The sequence below is a fragment of the Stenoxybacter acetivorans DSM 19021 genome (assembly GCF_000745895.1).
In the GTDB taxonomy this organism is placed as follows: domain Bacteria; phylum Pseudomonadota; class Gammaproteobacteria; order Burkholderiales; family Neisseriaceae; genus Stenoxybacter; species Stenoxybacter acetivorans.
The window spans coordinates 52,642-74,087 of record NZ_KN050771.1; the positions used below are offsets into that span (position 1 = coordinate 52,642).

The window sequence follows — 21,446 nt, forward strand, 5'->3', positions numbered from 1 at the left end:
CCTTATTCGGCTGAGGCTGCCGAAGCAGGCTGTTCTTGGGCTGCCTGAATCGGCGCGGCGGCTTTATCAGCGGGATTTTTCCACGGCTCGGGTTTTACTTTTTTTGCACCGGTCATCTGCACCGCTGCCAAACCGTCCATAATCACCTGATCACCCGCGCGCAATCCGCCGGTAACCACCCAATTATTGCCCTGTCCTTGTGCAATCGTAATCGGGCGCGGTGCGAAGCTGCCGTCGGCATTGGCAACCATCAGGGTATCGCCTTGTGAACCGCGCGTAACCGCTTGCTGCGGAATCAGCATGGCATTATCCATTTGTGCCTGCGGAATCAACACGCGCACAAACATGCCCGGCAATAAGATATTGCCGCCATTGGGTACTTCAGCACGTAAGCTCACCTGCCCCGTATTCTCGTTCACCGTCATGTCGGTAAACAGCAAACGCCCTTTTTGCGGGTATTCACTGCCGTCGTCCAACAAAATGGTTACTTCCGCGCCGCCGTCTATTACTTTCAGCTTACCTTCGGCGGCTGCCTGACGAATTTTCATCGCCTGCAAAGCCGTTTGATTCAAATCCACATATAAAGTATCGGTTTGCTGAATCAATGCCAGCTGTGTTGCATCACCTTGCCCCACCAATGCACCTTCAGTGACCAAAGCCTTGCCGATGCGCCCGCTGATGGGCGCATATACATTGGTGTAACCCACATTGATTTGCGCGGTTTTCATGGCGGCGCGGGTTAAACGTTCTTGTGCCACCGCCTGATCAAATTCTTGTTTACTGATGGCGTTTGCCGCCGCCAACGGACGGTAACGCGCCAAATCCGCACTGGCTTTGGCATAATTGGCTTTGGCACTGTCTAAATTGGCAGCATAAAGCGCATCGTCAATTTTGAATAAGGGCTGGCCGGCTTTGACATAGCCGCCCTCGGTAAACAACCGCTTTTGCACCACACCGGCAACTCGGGCGCGGATTTGTGCCTCACGTATCGGCTGCAAACGGCCGCTTAATTCGGACGTGAGCGTTACCGTTTGCGGCTGAGCGATAATCACGCTCACCACAGGTGCTTGCTGCCCTGCTTTGCCTGCCGCATCGTCTTGTTTACCGCCGCAGGCAGCCAAAGCCGCCGCCGTTGCCAATACGGCAATACGCAGCCGCCACGGTTTTGCTTGTGTGTTAAAAGAATACATAAACACCTCGATGTGTTGTTATGGTTTTAAAATGATTGAACTATTTCTGCATGTAAACACAAATTTTAACCAAATACACAAAAGGTACTTTATGCATGGTTTCAGATGTATTTATTTTATAACTGTTTTTAATTTTTTATTCAGAAAAATAACCGTGCCGCCAAAACAAACTGTGTGCAATGCCCAGCGAAACTAAAAAACCCGACAAAATGCCTTTTGGGGTTTACGTGTGTCATGATACATGCAAGAATGTATGCAATCAATTGTTTTGACCATTCCACTCATTTTTTAACACCTCGCCTGAAAACAATCAGGCTGCCTGAAAACCTTTTTGTGCCGCAATATTATGAGAAAAACCAAAGCCGAAGCCCTGCAAACCCGAGAATCCTTGCTTGATGCCGCCTTAGAAGTGTTTTATCAACGCGGCGTGGCACGGGCGAGTCTGCAAGAAATCGCCAAAACCGCCGGCATGACCCGCGGCGCGGTGTATTGGCATTTTAAAAACAAAGAAGACATTTTTGACGCACTGTTTCAGCGGCAATTCAGCGGAACTCGTGAAAAACAACTCAATGAAGACATCATCACAGGAACAACTGATGCTTTGACAACTTTACAACAAACCACCGCCCAAAAATTTAAGCAAATGGCTCATGACCGCGCTTATTATCAATTTTTTCACGTCATACAACTAAACTGCGAATACACCGACGACAACCAAACCATTTCCCGGCTATTGCAAAAATACCGCCGCGAATGGCACGATCACCTGCAAACCGTTTTTCAATTGTGCTTGCAGCAAAAAAGCCTGCCACAGAACACCGACATTACTTTAGCAGCATTGTATTTTCAATCGTTAATGCTGGGCTTAACCGATGTCTGGCTGAGTAATCCACAGCAATTTGATTTAGATGATGCGGCAGAACGTCTGATTGCCGTTGCCATTGACACATTGCGCAGCAGTCCTCATTTTGCCAAAAAACCACCGGCAGAACAGCAAAATGATTCGCCGTTAACAGCATAAAATCGGTGCGCGGATACAGCCATTCTCAATCAAAATACCCGCCTGTAATGATGCCGTGCCATAAAACAAACCAATTTGACCCGGCGGCAATATTTCAGGCAACCTGAAATATTGCTGCTTGCTAAAGTAAATAAAAGCCGCATTATGCGATACACATAACGCGGCTTTTTATGCGGCTGCCTGAAAAGCCAAAGCAACCGCAAGCAATCAAAATCATTCCATTACTTTAGCAGCTTCTTTCAGCAATTCATCAGACAATACAGCACCCTCTTGCTCTGCGTGTTTTTTATTGACATACAAATCCAATTTATTCACACGCGTTGGTGCAATATCACCCGCTTTTTCGCCGTTCAGAATACGCGCCACCACCTTGCCGGTTTCCATGCCCAAATCATGATAATTGATGCCCAAAGCCGCCACCGCACCGCGGGCAACAGAATCCGTATCCGCCGCAATCAAAGGAATTTTGTTTTCCACCGCAACTTTGTACATGGATTCATACGCCGAAACCACGTTGTTGTCCAAAGAGGTATAAATCAAATCCACTTTGCCTTTTAAACTGCGGGTAGCTGTGGGAACATCGGTTGTGCGCTGCGCGGGAACAGAAAACAAATCAATGCCTTGTGCTTTCAACAATTCCTTCAATTGATCCATCACAATGGTGGAATTGATTTCACCCGGGCTGTAAACATAGCCCACGTTTTTTAAGGTTGGCACTACTTTTTTCATCAAATCAATCTGCGGCTGCAAGGGCAATTCATCGGAAATGCCGGTTACATTGGTGCCGGACGGCTCCCAGCTACTCACCAATTTTGCCGCCACCGGGTCGGTAATCGCCGAAAATACCACCGGAATATTTTTGGTTGCCGCCACCACGGATTGTGCGGAAGGCGTGGCAATCGCCACAATCACATCGGGATTGTCGCCGACAAATTTTTTGGCAATTTGCCCCGCAGTTGCCGTGTTGCCTTGTGCGCTTTGAAAGTCGATTTGCAGGTTTTCGCCTTCTTTAAAGCCTTCTGCCGCCAATTCATCAATCACGCCTTGGCGCACAGCATCTAATGCCGGATGCTCCACAATGGCGGTAATCGCTACTTTTTTCATGACAGCAGGCGCAGCAACAGGCGCACTGCTTGCACCGGAGGCGGCGGGTGTGCTGCTTTCTTGTCCTGCCGGGGAACACGCCGCCAAAATGGCAGACATTGCGCCGAGGGTAAATACTGACTTAAGACTTGAGTTCATGCTGTGTGTCCTCTTTAAGAGTGAAATACGGTTGGCAAAATCAGTTTGACTACAATTTTATTGCACCCCCCCAATTAAATATTATGTCAGATTGTGAGGCGATTTTTGCGTCAGGTCAGGTGCGAAGAAGGAAAATAGGCGTCTATTTGACCGATTTGCAACGACGCATGACGCAAAAACGCAATATTTAATTTGGGGTGCAATATGTTTATAGTACAAAAAACTTTTCAGGCAGCCTGAGACAAGTAAACCACAGCACAGTAAACTACTGTGCCGTCTTGCCTGATCCGGTTAAATCATCAATTTGCTGATGCTGCGATGCCATTTTTTGCTGCGCTTCATTCAGCTGTTTTTCCATTTGTTGTTTTTGCCGCACAGCTCTTTGAGCGGAATCTGCTTCCATTTTAGCCACGCCCGCCGAAGTCGCGGCGGTTTCCACGCCGCAAGCAGATAAAAACAGCAAAGCCGCAAATACACCCACCGTTTTGGTTGCCTGAACCAGAATATTCATCATGATGCAATCTCTTTAAAAAGTAATAAAACCAAGCGCATTGTCTGCGCCGTCATTATTCAGCGGTTACTGCAAAACCCTTGGTGTACGCAATTCAAAAGGCGGAATTTCTGCCCAAAAGCGTTCGCCTTTAAAGGTTTCAAACTCATATTTGCCGCTCATTTTTCCCCAAGGCGCGTTTAGGCGAACACCGCTGGTATAGCGAAATGTTCCGCTCGGCTGCAAGGTGGGCTGTTCACCCACCACGCCCACACCGCCCGCGCTTTCGTGTTTGCCCAAAGCATCGGTGATTTCCCAATAGCGATTGCGCAATGTTACCGGTTCACCGTCATTATTGGTGATGCGAATGTGATACGCAAATGCGTAGTAATCGCGGATTAAGTCGCTGTGCTGGGGTAAAAATTCGGTTTCTACTTGAATATCAATGTCCATAATTTAAACCAATATTTTTCTTAAAGTTGTGCTAAAGGCTGCCTGAAAAGCAGACGATTTTGTATATTATCAAGCGAATGCGCCCGAGAACAAGTATAAAACCAATAAACTGAATGCTGCGGCAATCCAATCATCTAACATAATGCCAAAACCGCCGTGAACACGCGCATCAAACCAACGAATCGGCCAAGGTTTCACTGCATCAAAAAAACGAAACAGCAAAAATGCCGCCAACCACCACAGCCAATCAAAAGGAATAAACATTAAGATTAAAAACATGGCAGCGATTTCGTCCCAAACAATGCCGCCATAATCTTGTCTGCCCAGCATTTTCTCGGTATAGCCGCAAATGGGAATACCCACCGCACACAGTAGCAGCGCGATCAACACATTCAGCATAAACGGAAAATGACATTGCCACACCAGCCATGCCAAGGGCAGCGCGGGCAGTGTGCCGAAGGTACCGGGGGCTTTGGGTGCCAGCCCTGTGCCAAAACCAAAGCCCAAAAAACAAATCGGATTTCGGCACAGCCAACGCCAAGTCGGGGTAATCGGTGGTGTATTAAACAAAATGGTCAAATCCTTGTGGCTGAAACGCAATTATTTGTTTTTGCTCATTTTCAAGCATCAATGACGGCTCGGAAACCTTGGAAACCAGTGTACCGATGCGGCAGACAGCCGTTTCACTCAACGCCGCCGCTGCCGACACCGCCGCCCGTTTGGTCGGCGAAGCGGTAAACACCAGCTCATAATCGTCGCCGCCGTTCAAACAAAACCGTTCAAACAATGCCGTGCTGTTTTTTTGCTGCACCATCCATTGCTTCAAAGCAGGCAAAAGCGGTACTTGGGCTGCCTGAATCACCGCACCAAGCTGCGATGCACGCAATAAATGCTGTAAGTCTTGCGCCAAGCCATCGGAAATATCCTGTGCCGCCGAAGCGATATGGAGTAATCGCTGCCCCAAAGCCACGCGCGGTGTCGGGCGCAGCAGGCGATGTTCACATTCGGCAAACAGGTTTTCAGGCAGCCGAACATCGCCCAGCAAATGTGCCAGCGCGGCGGCGGCTGAACCGATTTCTCCCGATACCCACACATCATCGCCCGCTTGTGCACCGCTGCGGCGCAATGCTTGTCCGCTCGGTGTTTCACCCATAATGGTGATGTTAAATACCCAATCGCCGCGCACGGTGTCGCCGCCAATCAAACTCACGCCGTATGCCGCCGCCATTGCAAACAAATCAGCGAAGAAAGCATTTAACCACGCCTCGTCCAAAACAGGCAACGCCATGCTTAAAGTAAACCAGCGCGGCACTGCGCCCATTGCCGCCATATCCGACAAATTCACTGCCAGTACTTTGTGCGCCAAATCCTGCGGCAACACATCGGCAAAAAAATGCCTGCCCGCAAGCAGCATATCACTGCTTACGTGTAAGTCATGCCCTGCTGTCGGCTGAATAATCGCCGCATCATCGCCCACGCCCAATAATACCTGATTGGGATACGATTGCGCCGATAAGTAGCGGCGGATAAATTCAAATTCTTTCACAAAATACCCTGAAATGACACTTCAAATAAAATAATTTGGTCAGTCTCTTAACTGATGTGCCTGTTAACAATATTGACAGCCAATATCGATGTTTTCAGGCAGCCTGAACAATGGCGCACTGCCAACGAAAGAGTGTAACGGAAAAATCGGTATTCAGCAGCTTGCGGCAGTTAAAAAAAGACCCTGCGCAAATGGCAGAGTCTGATGTTATTTGAATAAGGTGTTTACTCAATTTTTTTAAAGTGCTTGCGCCGTTCTTGTTCACTCAAATAACGTTTGCGCAAACGAATGGATTGCGGCGTAATTTCCACCAATTCATCGTCGTCGATAAATTCCACGGCACTTTCCAAAGTGAGCTTAATCGGCGTGGTGAGGCGCACAGCTTCATCTGTGCCGGAAGCGCGGACGTTGGTGAGTTTTTTGCCCTTGAGTGGGTTTACCACCAAATCATTGTCGCGGCTGTGAATACCGATAATCATGCCTTCGTAAATTTTATCACCGGGCGACACAAACATGCGGCCGCGGTCTTCCAAATTCCACAAAGCATAAGCCACCGCTTCGCCGTTTTCCTGAGACACCAAAACGCCGTTGTGGCGGCCGGGCATATCGGGTTTAACCGGCGCGTAATCGTCAAAAACGTGGCTCATCAAACCCACGCCTCGGGTTAAGGTCATGAATTCACCTTGAAAACCAATCAAGCCGCGGGCGGGAATGTGGTATTCCAAACGGGTGCGGCCGTTGCCGTCGCTTTCCATGTTGGTGAGCTCTCCTCGGCGGCGTCCCAATTCTTCCATGACAGCGCCTTGGGTATTGTCTTCCACATCAACCGTGAGGTTTTCATACGGTTCACATTTTTGCCCATTAATGTCGCGATAGACCACGCGCGGCTTACCCACCGCCAACTCATAGCCCTCGCGGCGCATGTTTTCCAGCAAAATGGTTAAATGCAGTTCGCCGCGCCCGGACACACGAAAAACATCTGCATCAGCAGTATCTTCCACGCGCAGCGCAACATTGGTCAGCAATTCTTTTTGTAAACGCTCACGCACTTGGCGGCTGGTAACAAATTTGCCTTCAGTGCCTGCCAAAGGGCTGGTATTCACCATAAAATCCATAGTAAGCGTGGGTTCATCTACGCTGACCATAGGCAAACCTTGCGGGTTGTCTCTGTCGCAAATGGTGATGCCGATGCCGATGTCGTCAATGCCCGAAATAATCACAATGTCGCCGGCGAGTGCTTCTTCCAGCGGGATACGATCCAAGCCTTGAAAACCGAGCAATTGATTGATGCGTCCTTGTGCCACTTGTTTTTCGTGGTTCATTACTGCCACCACTTGACCCGGTTTGATGCGGCCGTTGAGAATACGGCCAACCCCCAAGCGGCCTGTGTAGCTGTCGTAATCCAATTGTGAAATTTGCAGCTGCAAAGAGGCATCGGCACTGCCTGACGGCTCAGGAGTGTATTTTAAAATGGTTTCAAACAGCACGCGCATATCGGTGTTGTCGTCATCTTGTGCGAGTTTGGCATAGCCCGAGAGCGCGGAGGCATACACAATCGGAAAATCCAACTGCGCATCGCTTGCACCCAGTTTATCAAACAATTCAAACGTTTGATCGATTACCCAATCGGCGCGTGCGCTGGGCTTATCAATTTTATTGATGACCACAATCGGTTTTAAACCCAGCCCCAACGCTTTTTTGGTAACAAAACGGGTTTGCGGCATCGGACCTTCCTGCGCGTCCACCAGCAATAATACGCAATCGACCATACCCAATACGCGCTCCACTTCACCGCCGAAATCGGCGTGTCCCGGCGTATCCACGATATTGATGTGGTAACCTTCGTACTCAATAGCGGTGTTTTTGGCAAGAATGGTGATGCCGCGTTCTTTTTCTAAGTCGTTGCTGTCCATGACGCGCTCATCAACGTGCTGATTGGCGCGGAACGTGCCGGATTGGCGCAGCAACTGGTCTACCAGCGTGGTTTTGCCGTGATCGACGTGGGCGATGATGGCGATATTGCGTATGGGTTTGCTCATGAGAATGTGTGGGTATTTAATGATAATAACCGTTCATTATAGCACTTCAGGCAGCCTTATCTGTTAACCTTGAAAATAATTACCTTTGAAAATAACCGCTCTTAATATTATTTTTTAATAATGGTGTTTGCTAATTTTTATTGTTAAATTTTCAGCATTTGTCTGTTTTCAATTTAAAATGACAAACTTTACTGAAATATCGCGCTGAAAAAACACATACAACACGACGCAATCAGCCATTGCGCAATTAACAAAGGATAAACATGAAATCTTTTTTGGATTATTTTAAGGGCGTATTTCAATCGGCAGAAGAAGAGGAAATAAAAGCAGTGCCACCAGCAAATGCAAAACACAGCAAATTGATTATTTTAGGCAGCGGTCCTGCCGGATACACGGCGGCTTTGTATGCCGCCCGCGCCAATTTACAACCCACATTGATTACCGGCTTTGCCCAAGGCGGGCAGCTGATGACCACCACCGAAGTCGATAACTGGCCGGCAGATGTTGACGGTGTGCAAGGTCCCGACCTGATGTCGCGTTTTGCCGCCCACGCCGAGCGTTTTGGCACAAATATGGTGTTTGACCACATTCACGCCGTCAAATTACAGCAACGCCCGTTTATGTTAATCGGCGACGACGGCGCATACACCTGCGATGCTTTGATTGTTGCCACCGGTGCGTCCGCACAATATTTAGGCTTGCCCGGAGAAGAAACTTTCTCCGGCCGCGGCGTATCTGCTTGCGCCACGTGCGACGGTTTTTTCTATAAAAATCAAAATGTAGCTGTTGTGGGCGGCGGCAACAGTGCCGTGGAAGAGGCTTTGTATTTGGCGAATATTGCCAAACACGTTACCTTAATTCACCGCCGCGACAGCTTCCGCGCTGAAAAAATCATGGTGGATAAACTGATGCAGCGCGTAAAAGAAGGCAAAGTTACTTTAAAATTAAACAGCAGCTTAGAAGATATTTTGGGCGACAGCAACGGCGTTACCGGCATTCGTTTAAAATTTAATGACGGCAAAAAAGAAGATATTGCGGTGCAAGGCGTGTTTATTGCCATTGGCCATTCTCCCAATACCGGGCTGTTTAAAGGTCAGCTCGACATGGACGCAAAAGGCTATTTAATCACGCAGGGCGGTATTAACGGCAACAGCGGTGCAACCAACATTAAAGGCATTTGGGCAGCGGGCGATGTTAAAGATTCGGTTTACCGTCAAGCCATTACCAGTGCCGCATCCGGCTGCCAAGCCGCTTTGGACGCAGAACGGTATTTAGACGGCTTATCGTAAAAAATAATTCATGTAAATCAATCTCGCGGTAAACAGCGTGGCGGTTTATTTTTTGAACACGTTTACGGATAAATGTACGAATAAGTGGTGGATTGCCGTGCCGCAATGGCGCAAAATATCTCTTTTTTGATTCTATTGGTTCTATCAGCAACAAGGCAGATAATTAATCTGCCTTATTGCTTTTCAGGCAGCCTGAAATATGTTCACCCACAACGACGACCCGTATCGGGATTTGGAAAATCTCAACAGCGCAGCGGCACAAGCCGTTATCAGCCATGCACAAACCGAAACCCAAAAATACTTGGCAGACAAATCATGCTTGCGGCTCGCCGACGACATCACCGCCTTATTGCAAGACGAAAAGCAAATTCCATTCTGCCAAGAACACCGCGCCCGCATGTATCATTTTTATCAAAGCGATGATTACCCAAAAGGCGTGTACCGTGTTTGCGCTGCCGCGGGCTATCGCAGCGGGCTGCCTGAATGGGAAATTTTGTTTTCCGTGGTGGATTTTGATGAAATATTGGGCGATGATGTGCATTTGCAGGGCGTGTCGCACTACGAAGAAGCACCGCACCGTGTCCTGTTGAATTTAAGCAGCGGCGGCACTGATGCGGCATACACCGTGGAATTTGATTTGCGTGAGAAACACATTGTTGCCGGCGGCTTTCATTTCCCTTTGGGTAAAAATCACATTGCTTGGCGCGATGAAAACAGCGTGTGGGTTTGCCCTGCATGGGACGAGCGGCAATTGAGCCAAGCGGGCTGCCCGCGCCAAGTGTGGCTGTTAACACGCGGACAGAATTTTGATGAAGCCTTGCCTGTTTACGAAATGGACGCCTCAGGCATGATGGTGAATGCTTGGCGGTATTTGGACGGACAAGGCACACCCGCCGATTTTATCGAAGCGGCATCGGGATTTTTCAGCAAGCAGTATTTTCAGGCAGCCGCAGACGGCAGCCTATCCCCGCTGGCACTGCCGAATGATTGCGATATTGTCGGCTTTTTGGCGGGGCAGCTGCTGGTGCAATTAAGAAGCGATTGGCAGCGCAGCCACCGCCGTTTGCTTTCAGGCAGCCTGTTGGCAATCAAACTGAATAAAGGTAAGCTGGGCGAAGCCGCCGTTTTATTTGAACCGCTTGACGGGCAAGCCATAGAATGCGTGGAAACCAGCCGCCAATTCATCATCATTGTTTTTTTAGATCACGTAAACAGCTGCCTGAAATTGTGGCGTTTTGAACACGGCATTTGGCAAGAAACCGCCGCACCGCCGCTGCCACGCGGCGTATTGGAAATCACCGATCAGCCGTGGGGCGGCGATGTGGTGTATTTGGCAGTGAGTGATTTTCTAACACCGTTAACACTCTACACACTGGATTTGCGCCAAATGGAATTATCGGTGATGCGCCGCCAAAGTGCTCAATTCAATACCGGCGGCATTAGCGTTCACCAATTTCAGGCAGCCTCTGCCGACGGCACTTTGATTCCCTATTACCACGTCGGCAAAAACACAGGCAGCAGCACACCCACTTTGGTTTACGTGTACGGCGGTTTTGCCGAAGCACAATTGCCGCATTATTTGGGCGCGCTCGGTAAACATTGGTTGGAAAAAGGCTTCGCTTTTGTGCTGGCGAATGTACGCGGCGGCGGCGAATTGGGTGCGGCGTGGCACACGGCGGCACAGGGCGTAAACAAATACAAAAGCACAGACGATTTGCTCGCAGTGCTGCACGACTTGGCACAGCGCGGGCTAGCTGATGCGGCACACACCGCCGTTCAAGGCGGCAGCAACGGCGGCTTGGTGGCGGCATCGGCTTTTTGCCGTGAACCGAAAAGCATGGCGGCACTGGTGTGCGAAGTACCGCTCACCGACATGCTGCGCTATCCGTATTTATCGGCAGGCGCGTTGTGGCTCGAAGAATACGGCAATCCCGAAAACGATGCCGACCACATCGCTTTGCGTGCTTTATCACCGTATCATCAGCTGAATGAACAACAAAATTACCCGCCCGCATTCATCAGCACACACCTGAATGATGACCGCGTTCACCCCGCGCACGCCCTCAAATTTTATGCCCGCCTTGCCGCTTTCAGGCAACCTGTGCGCTTGTTTATCTCACAGCAGGGCGGGCACGAGGGCGGCGCAACACAGCGGGAAACCGCCGAAGAACTGGCAGTGATTTTGTGTTTTTTATACGAAACAGTGGCTCAGGAATATTTTAAATCATGAATAAAATAAACGCCTTAGACAGACTGATTAAAGCACTGAAAGTCTTGCCCAATGTCGGACCCAAAACCGCCCAGCGCATGGCGTATCAGCTTTTGCAGCACAATCGCGCCGACGCGGCAGAATTGGCAGCCGCCATACAACATGCCTTGCAGCACGTTCATCATTGCCGCTGCTGCAATACCCTTTGTGAAGAAGAATTATGCGCCATTTGTGCCGATGAAAACCGCGATCAAACACGCTTAATGATTGTGCAAATGCCCGCCGATGTGGCAAGCATGGAAGAAGCCCGATGTCATGACGGCGTTTATTTTGTGTTAATGGGGCAAGTGAATCCGACACAAGGCATGGACTTAAGCCATATTTCACCGCATCAATTATTGGCACGCTTGGAAAGCAGCCGCATCACCGAAATCATTATCGCCACCAATTTCACCGCAGAAGGCGATGCCACCGCGTATGTATTGGCAGAACTATTGAGCAGGTTTCCATTGAAAATCAGCAGATTATCCAGAGGAATGCCTTTGGGTGCAGAATTGGAATACGTGGATTCAGGCACATTGGCACAAGCCGTGTATGAGCGGCGGCAAATCAATCACACCTAATGGAAAACAACCGATTTCCGCCAAAGCAAGCTACTGCTTAGGCACAACCGATATAAATATTCTCAACTGCATCTTGGGCTGACTGCTTCATTATTTCCGGCTTAAAAACCATTTTCCCCGAACATTACCTGATTACCTCGCAGCCCAACAAAAAAGGCTGCCTGAAACCTTCAGGCAGCCTTTTTATTGATAGATGCTTATTGGGGCTTATTGGATTATCCGCACCTACGCCACCCAATGCGCATTTGCCAGCAGCTGCTGCATTTCCAGCGTTTTATCGGCAAACTGCCACATTTCGATTTGGTAATTTGGATTGCTGAATGAATTCTGCACCGTTAATTTATCGCCGTTTTGACCATTCAACACCGTTAAATCATTGCCGACACGTTCCAAAAAGATTTCATCGAATAACACGTCTTCAAAACGAATGGTATCATCACCCGCAGTGCCGCCGCTGTTATCCAAAATCTTATCCTGTCCGTGCCCTTTGGCAAACAGATAGGTATCACCCTGATAAGCACCTTCTAAATAGTCATTGCCAGCACCGCCGAGTAAGGTGTCCGCACCATTTCTGCCGTAAAGTTTATCGTTACCCGCATCGCCGATTAACACATCATTGCCGCCATTGCCTGTTAAGGTATCGTCTCCCAAACCGCCGTCCAATAAATCATCTTGATCGGCTGTCTGAATGGTGTCGTTGCCCAATCCGCCGTAAACATTGACTTGATTATTCCATGACGCCATATTGATGGAGTCATTTGTGGGGTGGTGGTAACTTTTACCAGATTAAGTGTAAGAATTCCCAGCGTTGTTTACAGTATTTCTAGGAAAATGCTGTAAACAACGCTGGGATTTCTTACAACAAAACCAATAAAAAAACCGCCGCTTTTTTAATCCAGCGGCGGTTTCTCCAGCTTCCTGAAAACTGATGTCAAATAACTTTCAGGCAGCCTTACAGGCTGTAGTACATTTCAAATTCCAGCGGGTGCGGTGCCATGCGCATGCGTTTTACGTCTTCTTCTTTAAACGCAATATAGCTTTCAATCCAATCTTGGCTGAATACGCCGCCGCGCGTTAAGAATTCATAATCGGCTTTTAAGGCTTCCAAGGCTTCTTCCAAAGAGGCGCATACGGTTGGCACTTGTGCGTCTTCTTCCGGCGGCAAATCATACAGATTTTTATCGGTGGGGTCGCCCGGGTGGATTTTGTTTTGAATGCCGTCCAAGCCCGCCATTAACAAAGCGGCAAATGCCAAGTAGGGGTTTGCCGTTGGGTCGGGGAAGCGGGCTTCAATGCGGCGGGCTTTGCTGCTGGCAACGTGCGGAATGCGAATGGAAGCAGAGCGGTTTTTGGCGGAATACGCCAGTTTGGTTGGTGCTTCAAAATGCGGCACAAGGCGTTTGTAGGAGTTGGTGGACGGGTTGGTCAGCGCGTTCAGGGCTTTTGCGTGTTTGATGATGCCGCCGATGTAGTACAGCGCGGTTTCAGACAGCCCGGCATAGCCGTCGCCAGCAAACAGGTTTTTGCCGTCTTTCCAAATGGATTGGTGAACGTGCATGCCTGAGCCGTTGTCGCCCATAATCGGTTTGGGCATAAATGTAGCGGTTTTACCGAAATTGTGTGCTACGTTTTGCACGATGTATTTCAAATCCATCGTCCAGTCTGCGCGGCGAACCAAGGTGTTGAATTTAGTGCCGATTTCCATTTGACCGGCGGTTGCCACTTCGTGGTGGTGTACTTCCACCGGAATGCCGATTTCTTCTAAGAGATTCACGCAGGCTGAGCGCAGGTCTTGCCCTGAATCCACGGGGGCAACCGGAAAGTAGCCGCCTTTTACTACCGGACGATGGCCGGTATTTTGACCGTCATAAGATTCGCCGCTGGACCAAGCGGCTTCTTCTGAATGAATTTTGTAGCGAGTACCGCTCATATCGGTTTCCCACTCAATGCCGTCGAATATGAAAAATTCCGGCTCGGGACCAAAATAGGCTGTATCGCCAACACCCGATGATTTCAAATAGGCTTCGGCGCGTTTGGCAATGGAGCGCGGATCGCGGTCATAGCCTTGACCATTGGCAGGATCAATGACATCGCACACCAATACCAAGGTGGCATCATCGTAAAAGGGATCAATATAAGCGGTTTGCGGATCGGCTTTCAGCAGCATATCGGAAGCCTGAATGCCTTTCCAGCCAGCGACGGACGAACCGTCAAAAGCATGGCCGTTTTCAAACCATTCTTCCGGGTCTTCCAATAAAACATGTGCCGGCACAGACACGTGTTGTTGTTTGCCTTTGGTATCGGTAAAACGCAAGTCAATGAAGCGTACTTCATTCTCTTCGATCATGCTGACTACATTTTTAATGGACATGAGTTCGACTCCGTATGGTGATTAAGGTTTAACTGTTAAAATCAGTTTTGCAAATTGTGCCACGATTAAACCATAAAAAAAATATACTAATGTAAAAAAATCAATGTCTTTTCGCAGCAATTATTTATCTTACTGAAAAATAAAAATTTTATGCGGCTTAACTCTTTTTACATCAAAATTTACGATGTTTAAATGGGTTAATCCGCCATTATTCCGCCGCTCAAAATTTCACGCCTTTGTGCAGCGCCACAATGCCTGCGCTCAAATTGTGATAATCCACGCGATCAAAACCCGCATCCAGCATCATTTGTTTTAAGGTTTCCTGATTGGGGTGCATGCGAATGGATTCTGCCAAATATTGGTAGCTGTCGGCATCTTTGGCGATGAGTTTGCCCATCAGCGGCAAGGCTTTGAATGAATACAAATCATACATCGGTGCAAGCAGATGATTCACTTGCGAAAATTCTAACACCAGCAAGCTGCCGCCCGGTTTTAATACGCGGTACATTTCTTTCAGCGCCGCATCTTTGTGGGTCATATTGCGCAAACCGAAAGCCACGGACACCAAGTTGAAGTAATTGTCGGGAAACGGCAGTTTTTCGGCATCGCATAAAGCAACAGGTAAAAAAACGCCGTCATTGATTAAGCGGTCGCGCCCAACTGTGAGCATGGAGGAATTGATGTCGGTGAGCCACACTTCGCCGTTTTTGCCCACGCGTTTTGCCCAGCCGCGCGATAAATCGCCTGTTCCGCCGGCAATATCCAATACTTTGTCGCCTTTTCGTAAGGGCGCGGTATTGATGGTGAAATGTTTCCAAATGCGGTGCATGCCAACAGACATGACATCGTTCATGATGTCGTAATTTTTGGCAACCGAATGAAACACTTCCGACACTTTAGCGGCTTTTTCTTGTTCATCAACGGTTTGATAGCCGAAATGGGTTTGGCGTTCGTTCATGGCGGGTTTTCCGTTATGATTTTTCAGATTTTGTGATGGAGGTAATGCTTACTTTAACTGTCTTGTTCGCCTCACCGCGGCTGATGCCGGCGGCTTTTAAGCGATCCAGATAATCTTTCCATAAGATTTCCTGCAAAACAGACAAGCGATATAGGTATTCCCAATCGTAAAGACCGCTGTTGTATCCATCGCTGAAGTTAATTTCCAAAGCATAATTGCCTGTGGGGTGTACTTCTTTCATGACAACATCACGCTTATCCGCCAGCAGCACTTCCTGAGCCGCACCCTGCCCGCTTATTTCGGTACTGGGTACATGAACACGCAAATATTCTGCCGTTAAGGAATAAACACGCGCACCATAACTCAACCGCAACACTTTGCGGTTGGTGGTTAAACGGATTTCTTCAGGCAGCAAACGATTTTTATCCATAGCACAAGGGAGCATTCAGGCAAATACACGATACAATTCAGATAAAACCGATAAACGGTTATTTGCGTACCATTCTACCCGAGTAAGTGTTCTGATGCACATTTCGCGGCGGAAACGCTGTCGGTAAAAATAGCCTGCCCATTATGGCTGAGGGCTGTATTGTTATTCTGAATCAGGCAGCGCGTCTGAAAGAAATATCGCTTGAACGATGCGCAAACTGTGTTGAGAACGGCTCGCCGTTTGACCCGTTTAGAGAATTTTTGGCAGATGCAAAAACGGCATGATGACAAAGGCTGATAATCAGCAGATGCAAACAGGCAGCGTGTTAAACCCATAAGGTTTCAGACATGTACGGCAGGTGGAAATTTGATATTCAACGCTTTCATTACTGCCAATGTATTTTTGAGCGTTGGATTGCCTTTACCACTGAAAGAGCGATACAGTTGTTCGCGAGAAAGCCCTGTTTTTTTTTGCGATTTCATTCATTCCTTTAGCACGGGCAACAACACCCAATGCGTGCGCAATATAAGCAGCATCTTCAGTAGAAAATGCTTCAGTTAAAAAAATTGCAACCGCTTCATCACTGTCTAAATCATCGGCAGGATCATATGTGGTTAGTTTTTCAGTCATCTTGTTCACTTTTACAAAATTTCAGTGCCGTAAAAATCAAATAATAACCATTGATGCTCAAGATGTTCAAAATCAACTACTGCCCACTCAACCAGTTGATTATTTCCCTTTTCGCTGTTGCATCGCTTGTTTTTCGTACGATTGCAACATCACATCGCGCAAAGCATTATTGATTCGGGTTTGATAGCCTTTTCCTTGGCTTTTAAACCATGCTAAAACATCAGCATCTAAACGCAAGCTGGTTGATGTTTTTTTCGGCTTGTAGAACGGATTTCGAACAGCCTCAGCCCAAAAACTTTCATCTAACGGCGGAATATCGCTGTAATCAATTTTATTACCCGCTCTTTCAGACAATGCTTTTATCTCTGCTTTTTGTGCTTCGGTCAAAGGCGGCGGATTGTTTAAATCCAATTCATAGCGAACAATTTTGCTCATAACGTTTCCTTTCTTTTTTATCGGCTTCTCGCGCCGAAATGATGCGGATAATTTCAAAGCCGTCAGCATCTCGTATGGTGAGGGCAACCAACAGCAATAAATGCCCATTTATAAGTGCTATTGTTTGCCAACGGTATTCACCGTTTTCAAAACGATCTTGTCGGGTCAGTGCATGCGGATCTAAAAAAGCGCGTGCAGCCGTTTCAAAACCAATTCCATGCTTTTTAAAATTCAGAGCTGCCTTTTTGCTGTCCCATTCAAACTTTATTTTCATACAGATTTGTATTTTTAAAATGTATATACATAATAGCAGATACATTAGCTGTTGCAATAGGTCTTTTATTATTTTTTATAAGTAACATCAAATTCTTAAATCAAACCAAGAGATAAAGCCTATAAAGACTCAGCAGAAACGCTACCGATACAAAACGGCTGACCCGCATACTGATAACAATGGCTTAGTTTCTTCCGTCAAACAGCGTATTGAGCGGCTGCCTTTAATCTGATAGCCTGTACTCATAATTGATTTTCCGTAAAACAGCTGTCAGCCATGCTCACCGACTCCTTCAACCGCCCCATCGAATATTTGCGTTTATCGGTTACCGACAAATGCGATTTGCGGTGTTCCTATTGCATTCCGCAGGGCTTCACCGAATTTGAAAAGCCCGAAAACTGGCTGTCATTTGACGACATCGAACGCATTGTTGCGGCATTTGCACGGCTGGGAACATCGCGCTTTCGCCTCACCGGCGGTGAACCCTTGCTGCGCAAAAACCTGCCCGACTTGGTCAGCCGTCTGGCGGCTCTGCCCGGCGTCAATGATTTATCGCTCACCACCAACGGCACTCAGCTAACCCGTTTGGCAGACCCATTAAAACGCGCGGGTTTAAACCGCTTAAATGTCAGTTTGGACTCAATGCGGCGCGAATGTGTGAGCCAAATTTCAGGAAAAGACAGCTTTGATAAAGTTATGGCGGGCTTGAATGCCGCCAAAGCCGCCGGTTTTGAACGCATTAAAATTAATATGGTGCCGCTACCCGGTGTCAATATTGACGATATTGATGCCATGATTGCATTTTGCATCAAACAACAATTTATCTTGCGCTTAATTGAAGTGATGCCTATGGGCAACCACGCCCAAAGATTGGACTATTTTAATTTAATTCAATTGATTGAAAACCTGAAACCCAAGTACGGTTTACAGCGCAGCAGCAAAGTTTACGGCGGCGGTCCTGCCAAATACTGGGAAAATGAAAGCGGCAGTTTTACCTTGGGACTAATCACACCCCGCTCCCAGCACTTTTGCGACACCTGCAACCGCGTTCGTTTATCCGTAGACGGCACTTTATTTCTGTGTCTGGGACAAGACCACAGTTTTTCACTTAAGCCGTATTTGGCTGATCGGTGCAGCGACGCAGAACTGGAAAACGCCATTCAACAAGCCATCAACCTCAAGCCAGAGAAGCACGAATTCAACGACAAGCCCGAACAAATCGTTCGCATTATGGCAAAAACCGGCGGCTAAGCGCATGTATGGATTTTTAGGCAACCTGAATATCAGCACTGCTCGGAATGTTATACAATATATTATATATTTCAAGGTAATACTATGATTATCAATAATAATGAAGTTATGATATTAAATATTTAATCTGTATAATAACCATCATCTTCAAAATAATCATAAAAATAGTTCAGCAGATTTTCTCTTTGATTGGGGTTATCTTTTAAAATACTATTGATAATAATACTGCCTTTTTCTAAACCCTCTTTTTTCGGATATAAACTTTTCTCTATTGTTAAGAAATACCACAACACATCAAAAGATCTATATTGTGGAGTGTCTTTATTTTCTTTATTTTCTTGTATTGCAACCAATAAAATTTGTTCATTTTCTTGAAAAAAAACCTCACAATAGTATCCTTTTGACACCATATTAAACAAAATATTGTCTTCTTTATCTCTATCTTTCGTACCGATTTTTATTGGCTTATCCAACAGTTGATTATCTCGAAGCAAAATAATCATATTTTCAGTAAATTTATTGGCATAGTAATCAAACGGCATCGAAGATAATTCATCAGATAAAAAACATTTTGAACGCAGAGAATTAGGATCAAGTAATTTAGGATTAAGTGCTTTAGGGTAAAAATTACTATTATAAAGAACTACCTCTGAAAAAACATAGCTTTGCTGCAATAATAAAAAAGTAATAAGCAAATATTTTTTTAAATATTGACGAAGATACATGATATAATCCTTATTTAATAACTGAAATTATTTGTTTTAAGAAAAATTTAATTCAATATAAAAATTAAGATTTTTCATAGATTTTCCCATAAAATACTATTTTTCATTTTTGATAAAATTATCCTCAAAATAATTATAAAAATAGTTCAGCAGATTTTCTCTTTGATTGGGGTTATCTTTTAAAACACTGTTGATAATAATACTGCCTTTTTCTAAACCCTCTTTTTCTGGATATAAATTTTTTTCTATTGTTAAGAAATACCACAATACATCAAATTTATATTGTGAATTGTTTTCATTTTCTTTATTTTCTTGTATTGCAGCCAATAAAACTTGTTCATTTTCTTGAAAAAAAACCTCACAAGAATATCCTTTTGACACTATATCAAACAAAATAATATCTTCTTTATATCTATCTCTCGTACCGATTTTTATTGGTTTATCCAGCAGTTGATTATCTCGAAGCAAAATAATCATATTTTCAGTAAACTTATTGGCATAGTAATCAAACGGCATCGAAGATAATTCATCAGATAAAAAACATTTTGAACGCAGAGAATTAGGAGTAAGTAATTTATGATAAAGTGATTTAGGAAAAACATTTCTATTATAAAGAATTACCTCTGAAAAAACATAGCTTGACTGCAATAATAAAAAAACAACAAGAAAATATTTTTTTAAATATTGACGAAGATGCATGATATAATCCTTAATAAATAAAACTATTTTTAAAAAAATTGATTCAACAAATTAAATCTCTTTTAGTCGCTCCCCCTCTGCTCTACAGCATATCATTCCAAAATAAGTATATACCTATAGTCGCTATATAAAATAGCGAAATATAAAATTTCTATAATGATTTACAACTGAAATTATTTTAGAAGATACCCCACTACCCTGTGGTGAGGCTGTTTATTTTTTTTAATGGACTTCTCCAAAAAATACTATTTTTCACCATAAAACATTCTTATCTGGATAAGAATCATTGATGGTTAATGTTTTTGAATAGTTTCCTTTTGATACTGTTATATTGCCGCTCTTGTACAAGATAACAGCCTGCTTAACGGGTTGAGAAAATTTTTTCCATGTAGCTGTATTTTTTGATAATTTCCATCTTATCCCAATATTTAATTTCATTGCACTGCTGGCTGGCAGGTTTTTAATTTTATTTGGATCATTTTCTCCGCCGCCTACCATATCAAACCCTTTTACTCTATTAAGTAAAAAGCCTGTACTGATAACAGGGAATATGGTTCCTTCTCCATTGCACTGTTTTCCCGGCTCCTTGCCTTTTCCTCCATCCGCTAAATGGCAGTGTACTTTTCCGTCATTAAAAACGCCCGAACAGACAGCGGCACTGTCTAATTCTTGAAAAACAATGCCATCAAAATTAACGGTTACAGGTTGAACAATAATTCGTAAACCAACTACTAATTCATAACCGCCTTTAGGATGGTAAATCCTTGGTTTGTCGTCTTTGTAATCTAATTCATATTTTACACCTGTAGGCTCAATAATCTTGATCGTGATCGACGCTTCTTTATATTTTGTTTTAGCTTTAATCACCACTGAGCCTGATTTTCCCAATGCGGTTAATCGAATACTTTTTGAAAGTGCGGTTGTTTTGACTTTATTGGGTACAACCAAATCAGAAGACATGTCCCAATAAACAGGGATATCAGATAATATATCAATTGCTTCCCCTACACCAATAGTCGTTCTTTTTCTGTTGGCAGGTACTGTTGCAACTGTTTGTGGTGTTAAGACAATATCTTCTATTACTTCGTAATAATAACTCCATACAGGTAGATATTTATCCCTCGTTTCTGAAAAATAACCGCCTGTTTTCAGCATACAGACATCTTCACCAACATTTTTCTTTTCAAAATAGCCTTCTCCTGTTTGGCTGTATTGTTTTTGGCAATGTTGTTCAGGTGTTAAACCTTGCAGTTCTTTCGGCGGGTAAGTATAAGAGCCAAGATTACCGCGCCAGATAATACTTACTAATTTTCCTCTTTTTGGATTTGCCATATTTTATCTCCTTTTGTGATAAAGTTAATATTATTTAATTTGAGAAATTAAATAATATTTAATATACTATCAAGTTACTATTTCAAATAAACATTATTGTTATTTAATAGTTATATGTATTTAATATTATCATTATTTATCTTCAAATGGGAATAGCAGATAACTGTAAAAATAACCTTTAGATTATATTAAATCGTTGTATTTATATCTGCCAAACACAAAACAGGCTGCCTGAAACT

Annotated in this window: 23 protein-coding genes; 5 read left to right on the top strand and 18 right to left on the bottom strand. The window is 45.4% G+C overall.

Translation table 11 applies throughout. From position 1 onward, the window contains the following. Positions 1-2: 2 nt before the first annotated feature. Positions 3-1,196 carry an efflux RND transporter periplasmic adaptor subunit gene (locus Q384_RS11285; RefSeq protein WP_425423492.1) on the bottom strand — a complete coding sequence of 398 codons (1,194 nt, stop codon included), beginning with the start codon at positions 1,194-1,196 and terminating at the stop codon, positions 3-5. 340 nt (positions 1,197-1,536) lie between these two features. On the opposite strand from Q384_RS11285, the gene Q384_RS11290 reads away from it, so the two are divergent. After that, positions 1,537-2,211 (top strand): TetR family transcriptional regulator, encoded by a 675-nt coding sequence (locus Q384_RS11290; RefSeq protein WP_051940962.1) that lies wholly within the window; start codon positions 1,537-1,539, stop codon positions 2,209-2,211. Between the two features lie 213 nt (positions 2,212-2,424). Here the strand turns inward: Q384_RS11290 and Q384_RS11295 are convergent, their stop codons facing one another. The 6 genes from Q384_RS11295 to typA all read right to left on the bottom strand — a co-directional run bounded on the left by Q384_RS11295 (position 2,425) and on the right by typA (position 7,981). Beyond that, positions 2,425-3,453, bottom strand: a complete 1,029-nt coding sequence (locus tag Q384_RS11295) for an ABC transporter substrate-binding protein (protein WP_037588259.1) — start codon at positions 3,451-3,453, stop codon at positions 2,425-2,427. 265 nt (positions 3,454-3,718) lie between these two features. Next, a complete protein-coding gene (locus tag Q384_RS11300) occupies positions 3,719-3,967 on the bottom strand; it encodes a hypothetical protein (protein WP_037588262.1) in 249 nt (82 codons plus the stop codon). A 63-nt stretch (positions 3,968-4,030) separates the two neighbouring features. Beyond that, positions 4,031-4,396, bottom strand: coding sequence for a Co2+/Mg2+ efflux protein ApaG (gene apaG / locus Q384_RS11305; protein WP_037588264.1), 366 nt, complete (start codon positions 4,394-4,396; stop codon positions 4,031-4,033). Positions 4,397-4,465: 69 nt separating this feature from the next. Further along, positions 4,466-4,966 (bottom strand): phosphatidylglycerophosphatase A family protein, encoded by a 501-nt coding sequence (locus Q384_RS11310; RefSeq protein WP_245608553.1) that lies wholly within the window; start codon positions 4,964-4,966, stop codon positions 4,466-4,468. Further along, on the bottom strand, positions 4,959-5,942 hold the full coding sequence (gene thiL / locus Q384_RS11315) for a thiamine-phosphate kinase (RefSeq protein WP_037588266.1): 984 nt from the start codon (positions 5,940-5,942) through the stop codon (positions 4,959-4,961). Before thiL ends, Q384_RS11310 begins: the two co-directional genes overlap by 8 nt. Positions 5,943-6,166: 224 nt before the next feature. After that, positions 6,167-7,981 carry a translational GTPase TypA gene (typA, locus tag Q384_RS11320; protein WP_037588267.1) on the bottom strand — a complete coding sequence of 605 codons (1,815 nt, stop codon included), beginning with the start codon at positions 7,979-7,981 and terminating at the stop codon, positions 6,167-6,169. A 263-nt stretch (positions 7,982-8,244) separates the two neighbouring features. Here typA and trxB point away from each other — a divergent pair, with 263 nt between their 5' ends. From trxB to recR, 3 genes are all read left to right on the top strand, one after another. Then, positions 8,245-9,270: a thioredoxin-disulfide reductase gene (trxB, locus tag Q384_RS11325; RefSeq protein WP_084224480.1), complete on the top strand. Its 1,026-nt coding sequence runs from the start codon at positions 8,245-8,247 to the stop codon at positions 9,268-9,270. Between the two features lie 199 nt (positions 9,271-9,469). Then, positions 9,470-11,500 carry a prolyl oligopeptidase family serine peptidase gene (locus Q384_RS11330; RefSeq protein ID WP_037588268.1) on the top strand — a complete coding sequence of 677 codons (2,031 nt, stop codon included), beginning with the start codon at positions 9,470-9,472 and terminating at the stop codon, positions 11,498-11,500. After that, positions 11,497-12,102, top strand: a complete 606-nt coding sequence (recR, locus tag Q384_RS11335) for a recombination mediator RecR (protein WP_037588269.1) — start codon at positions 11,497-11,499, stop codon at positions 12,100-12,102. Before Q384_RS11330 ends, recR begins: the two co-directional genes overlap by 4 nt. 225 nt (positions 12,103-12,327) lie before the next feature. Here recR and Q384_RS11340 read toward each other — a convergent pair whose 3' ends face one another. From Q384_RS11340 to Q384_RS11370, 8 genes are all read right to left on the bottom strand, one after another. Continuing rightward, the gene (locus Q384_RS11340) at positions 12,328-12,846 is read right to left on the bottom strand and encodes a calcium-binding protein (protein ID WP_051940965.1); all 519 of its coding nucleotides are present in this window, start codon (positions 12,844-12,846) and stop codon (positions 12,328-12,330) included. Positions 12,847-13,054: 208 nt separating this feature from the next. Then, positions 13,055-14,473 carry a type I glutamate--ammonia ligase gene (gene glnA / locus Q384_RS11345; protein ID WP_037588270.1) on the bottom strand — a complete coding sequence of 473 codons (1,419 nt, stop codon included), beginning with the start codon at positions 14,471-14,473 and terminating at the stop codon, positions 13,055-13,057. A 220-nt stretch (positions 14,474-14,693) separates the two neighbouring features. Continuing rightward, a complete protein-coding gene (gene ubiE, locus Q384_RS11350; protein ID WP_037588272.1) occupies positions 14,694-15,431 on the bottom strand; it encodes a bifunctional demethylmenaquinone methyltransferase/2-methoxy-6-polyprenyl-1,4-benzoquinol methylase UbiE in 738 nt (245 codons plus the stop codon). 13 nt (positions 15,432-15,444) lie between these two features. Then, positions 15,445-15,861, bottom strand: a complete 417-nt coding sequence (locus Q384_RS11355; protein WP_051940968.1) for a gamma-butyrobetaine hydroxylase family protein — start codon at positions 15,859-15,861, stop codon at positions 15,445-15,447. 341 nt (positions 15,862-16,202) lie between these two features. Next, positions 16,203-16,343 carry a helix-turn-helix domain-containing protein gene (locus Q384_RS14560; RefSeq protein ID WP_425423493.1) on the bottom strand — a complete coding sequence of 47 codons (141 nt, stop codon included), beginning with the start codon at positions 16,341-16,343 and terminating at the stop codon, positions 16,203-16,205. Continuing rightward, positions 16,282-16,491 (bottom strand): addiction module antidote protein, encoded by a 210-nt coding sequence (locus Q384_RS11360; RefSeq protein ID WP_211251113.1) that lies wholly within the window; start codon positions 16,489-16,491, stop codon positions 16,282-16,284. Before Q384_RS11360 ends, Q384_RS14560 begins: the two co-directional genes overlap by 62 nt. 99 nt (positions 16,492-16,590) lie before the next feature. Continuing rightward, positions 16,591-16,926: a BrnA antitoxin family protein gene (locus tag Q384_RS11365; protein ID WP_037588273.1), complete on the bottom strand. Its 336-nt coding sequence runs from the start codon at positions 16,924-16,926 to the stop codon at positions 16,591-16,593. After that, complete coding sequence (locus Q384_RS11370) at positions 16,904-17,200, bottom strand: BrnT family toxin (RefSeq protein WP_037588274.1); 297 nt, start codon at positions 17,198-17,200, stop codon at positions 16,904-16,906. The genes Q384_RS11365 and Q384_RS11370 overlap by 23 nt, the downstream gene beginning before the upstream one ends. Before the next feature lie 276 nt (positions 17,201-17,476). Between Q384_RS11370 and moaA the strand changes: the two genes are divergently transcribed. Further along, entirely contained in the window at positions 17,477-18,451 is a 975-nt protein-coding gene (gene moaA, locus Q384_RS11375; RefSeq protein ID WP_037588276.1) for a GTP 3',8-cyclase MoaA, read from the top strand. Positions 18,452-18,573: 122 nt separating this feature from the next. On the opposite strand, the gene Q384_RS11380 is transcribed toward moaA, so the two are convergent. From Q384_RS11380 to Q384_RS11390, 3 genes are all read right to left on the bottom strand, one after another. Continuing rightward, complete coding sequence (locus Q384_RS11380; protein ID WP_037588278.1) at positions 18,574-19,176, bottom strand: hypothetical protein; 603 nt, start codon at positions 19,174-19,176, stop codon at positions 18,574-18,576. Between the two features lie 96 nt (positions 19,177-19,272). Further along, positions 19,273-19,875, bottom strand: a complete 603-nt coding sequence (locus tag Q384_RS11385; RefSeq protein WP_156956564.1) for a hypothetical protein — start codon at positions 19,873-19,875, stop codon at positions 19,273-19,275. Positions 19,876-20,127: 252 nt separating this feature from the next. Then, positions 20,128-21,207: a hypothetical protein gene (locus Q384_RS11390; protein WP_037588283.1), complete on the bottom strand. Its 1,080-nt coding sequence runs from the start codon at positions 21,205-21,207 to the stop codon at positions 20,128-20,130. Positions 21,208-21,446: the final 239 nt, after the last annotated feature.

Coding starts and splice junctions, on each gene's coding strand:
- Q384_RS11380 (WP_037588278.1), bottom strand. CDS start 19,176: ATGTATCTTCGTCAATATTTAAAAAAATATTTGCTTATTACTTTTTTA.
- moaA (WP_037588276.1), top strand. CDS start 17,477: ATGCTCACCGACTCCTTCAACCGCCCCATCGAATATTTGCGTTTATCG.
- Q384_RS11330 (WP_037588268.1), top strand. CDS start 9,470: ATGTTCACCCACAACGACGACCCGTATCGGGATTTGGAAAATCTCAAC.
- Q384_RS11365 (WP_037588273.1), bottom strand. CDS start 16,926: ATGAGCAAAATTGTTCGCTATGAATTGGATTTAAACAATCCGCCGCCT.
- typA (WP_037588267.1), bottom strand. CDS start 7,981: ATGAGCAAACCCATACGCAATATCGCCATCATCGCCCACGTCGATCAC.
- Q384_RS11385 (WP_156956564.1), bottom strand. CDS start 19,875: ATGCATCTTCGTCAATATTTAAAAAAATATTTTCTTGTTGTTTTTTTA.
- Q384_RS11300 (WP_037588262.1), bottom strand. CDS start 3,967: ATGATGAATATTCTGGTTCAGGCAACCAAAACGGTGGGTGTATTTGCG.
- apaG (WP_037588264.1), bottom strand. CDS start 4,396: ATGGACATTGATATTCAAGTAGAAACCGAATTTTTACCCCAGCACAGC.
- trxB (WP_084224480.1), top strand. CDS start 8,245: ATGAAATCTTTTTTGGATTATTTTAAGGGCGTATTTCAATCGGCAGAA.
- ubiE (WP_037588272.1), bottom strand. CDS start 15,431: ATGAACGAACGCCAAACCCATTTCGGCTATCAAACCGTTGATGAACAA.
- recR (WP_037588269.1), top strand. CDS start 11,497: ATGAATAAAATAAACGCCTTAGACAGACTGATTAAAGCACTGAAAGTC.
- glnA (WP_037588270.1), bottom strand. CDS start 14,473: ATGTCCATTAAAAATGTAGTCAGCATGATCGAAGAGAATGAAGTACGC.
- Q384_RS11295 (WP_037588259.1), bottom strand. CDS start 3,453: ATGAACTCAAGTCTTAAGTCAGTATTTACCCTCGGCGCAATGTCTGCC.
- Q384_RS11290 (WP_051940962.1), top strand. CDS start 1,537: ATGAGAAAAACCAAAGCCGAAGCCCTGCAAACCCGAGAATCCTTGCTT.
- Q384_RS11390 (WP_037588283.1), bottom strand. CDS start 21,207: ATGGCAAATCCAAAAAGAGGAAAATTAGTAAGTATTATCTGGCGCGGT.
- Q384_RS11370 (WP_037588274.1), bottom strand. CDS start 17,200: ATGAAAATAAAGTTTGAATGGGACAGCAAAAAGGCAGCTCTGAATTTT.
- Q384_RS14560 (WP_425423493.1), bottom strand. CDS start 16,343: ATGAAATCGCAAAAAAAAACAGGGCTTTCTCGCGAACAACTGTATCGC.
- Q384_RS11340 (WP_051940965.1), bottom strand. CDS start 12,846: ATGGCGTCATGGAATAATCAAGTCAATGTTTACGGCGGATTGGGCAAC.
- Q384_RS11360 (WP_211251113.1), bottom strand. CDS start 16,491: ATGACTGAAAAACTAACCACATATGATCCTGCCGATGATTTAGACAGT.
- Q384_RS11355 (WP_051940968.1), bottom strand. CDS start 15,861: ATGGATAAAAATCGTTTGCTGCCTGAAGAAATCCGTTTAACCACCAAC.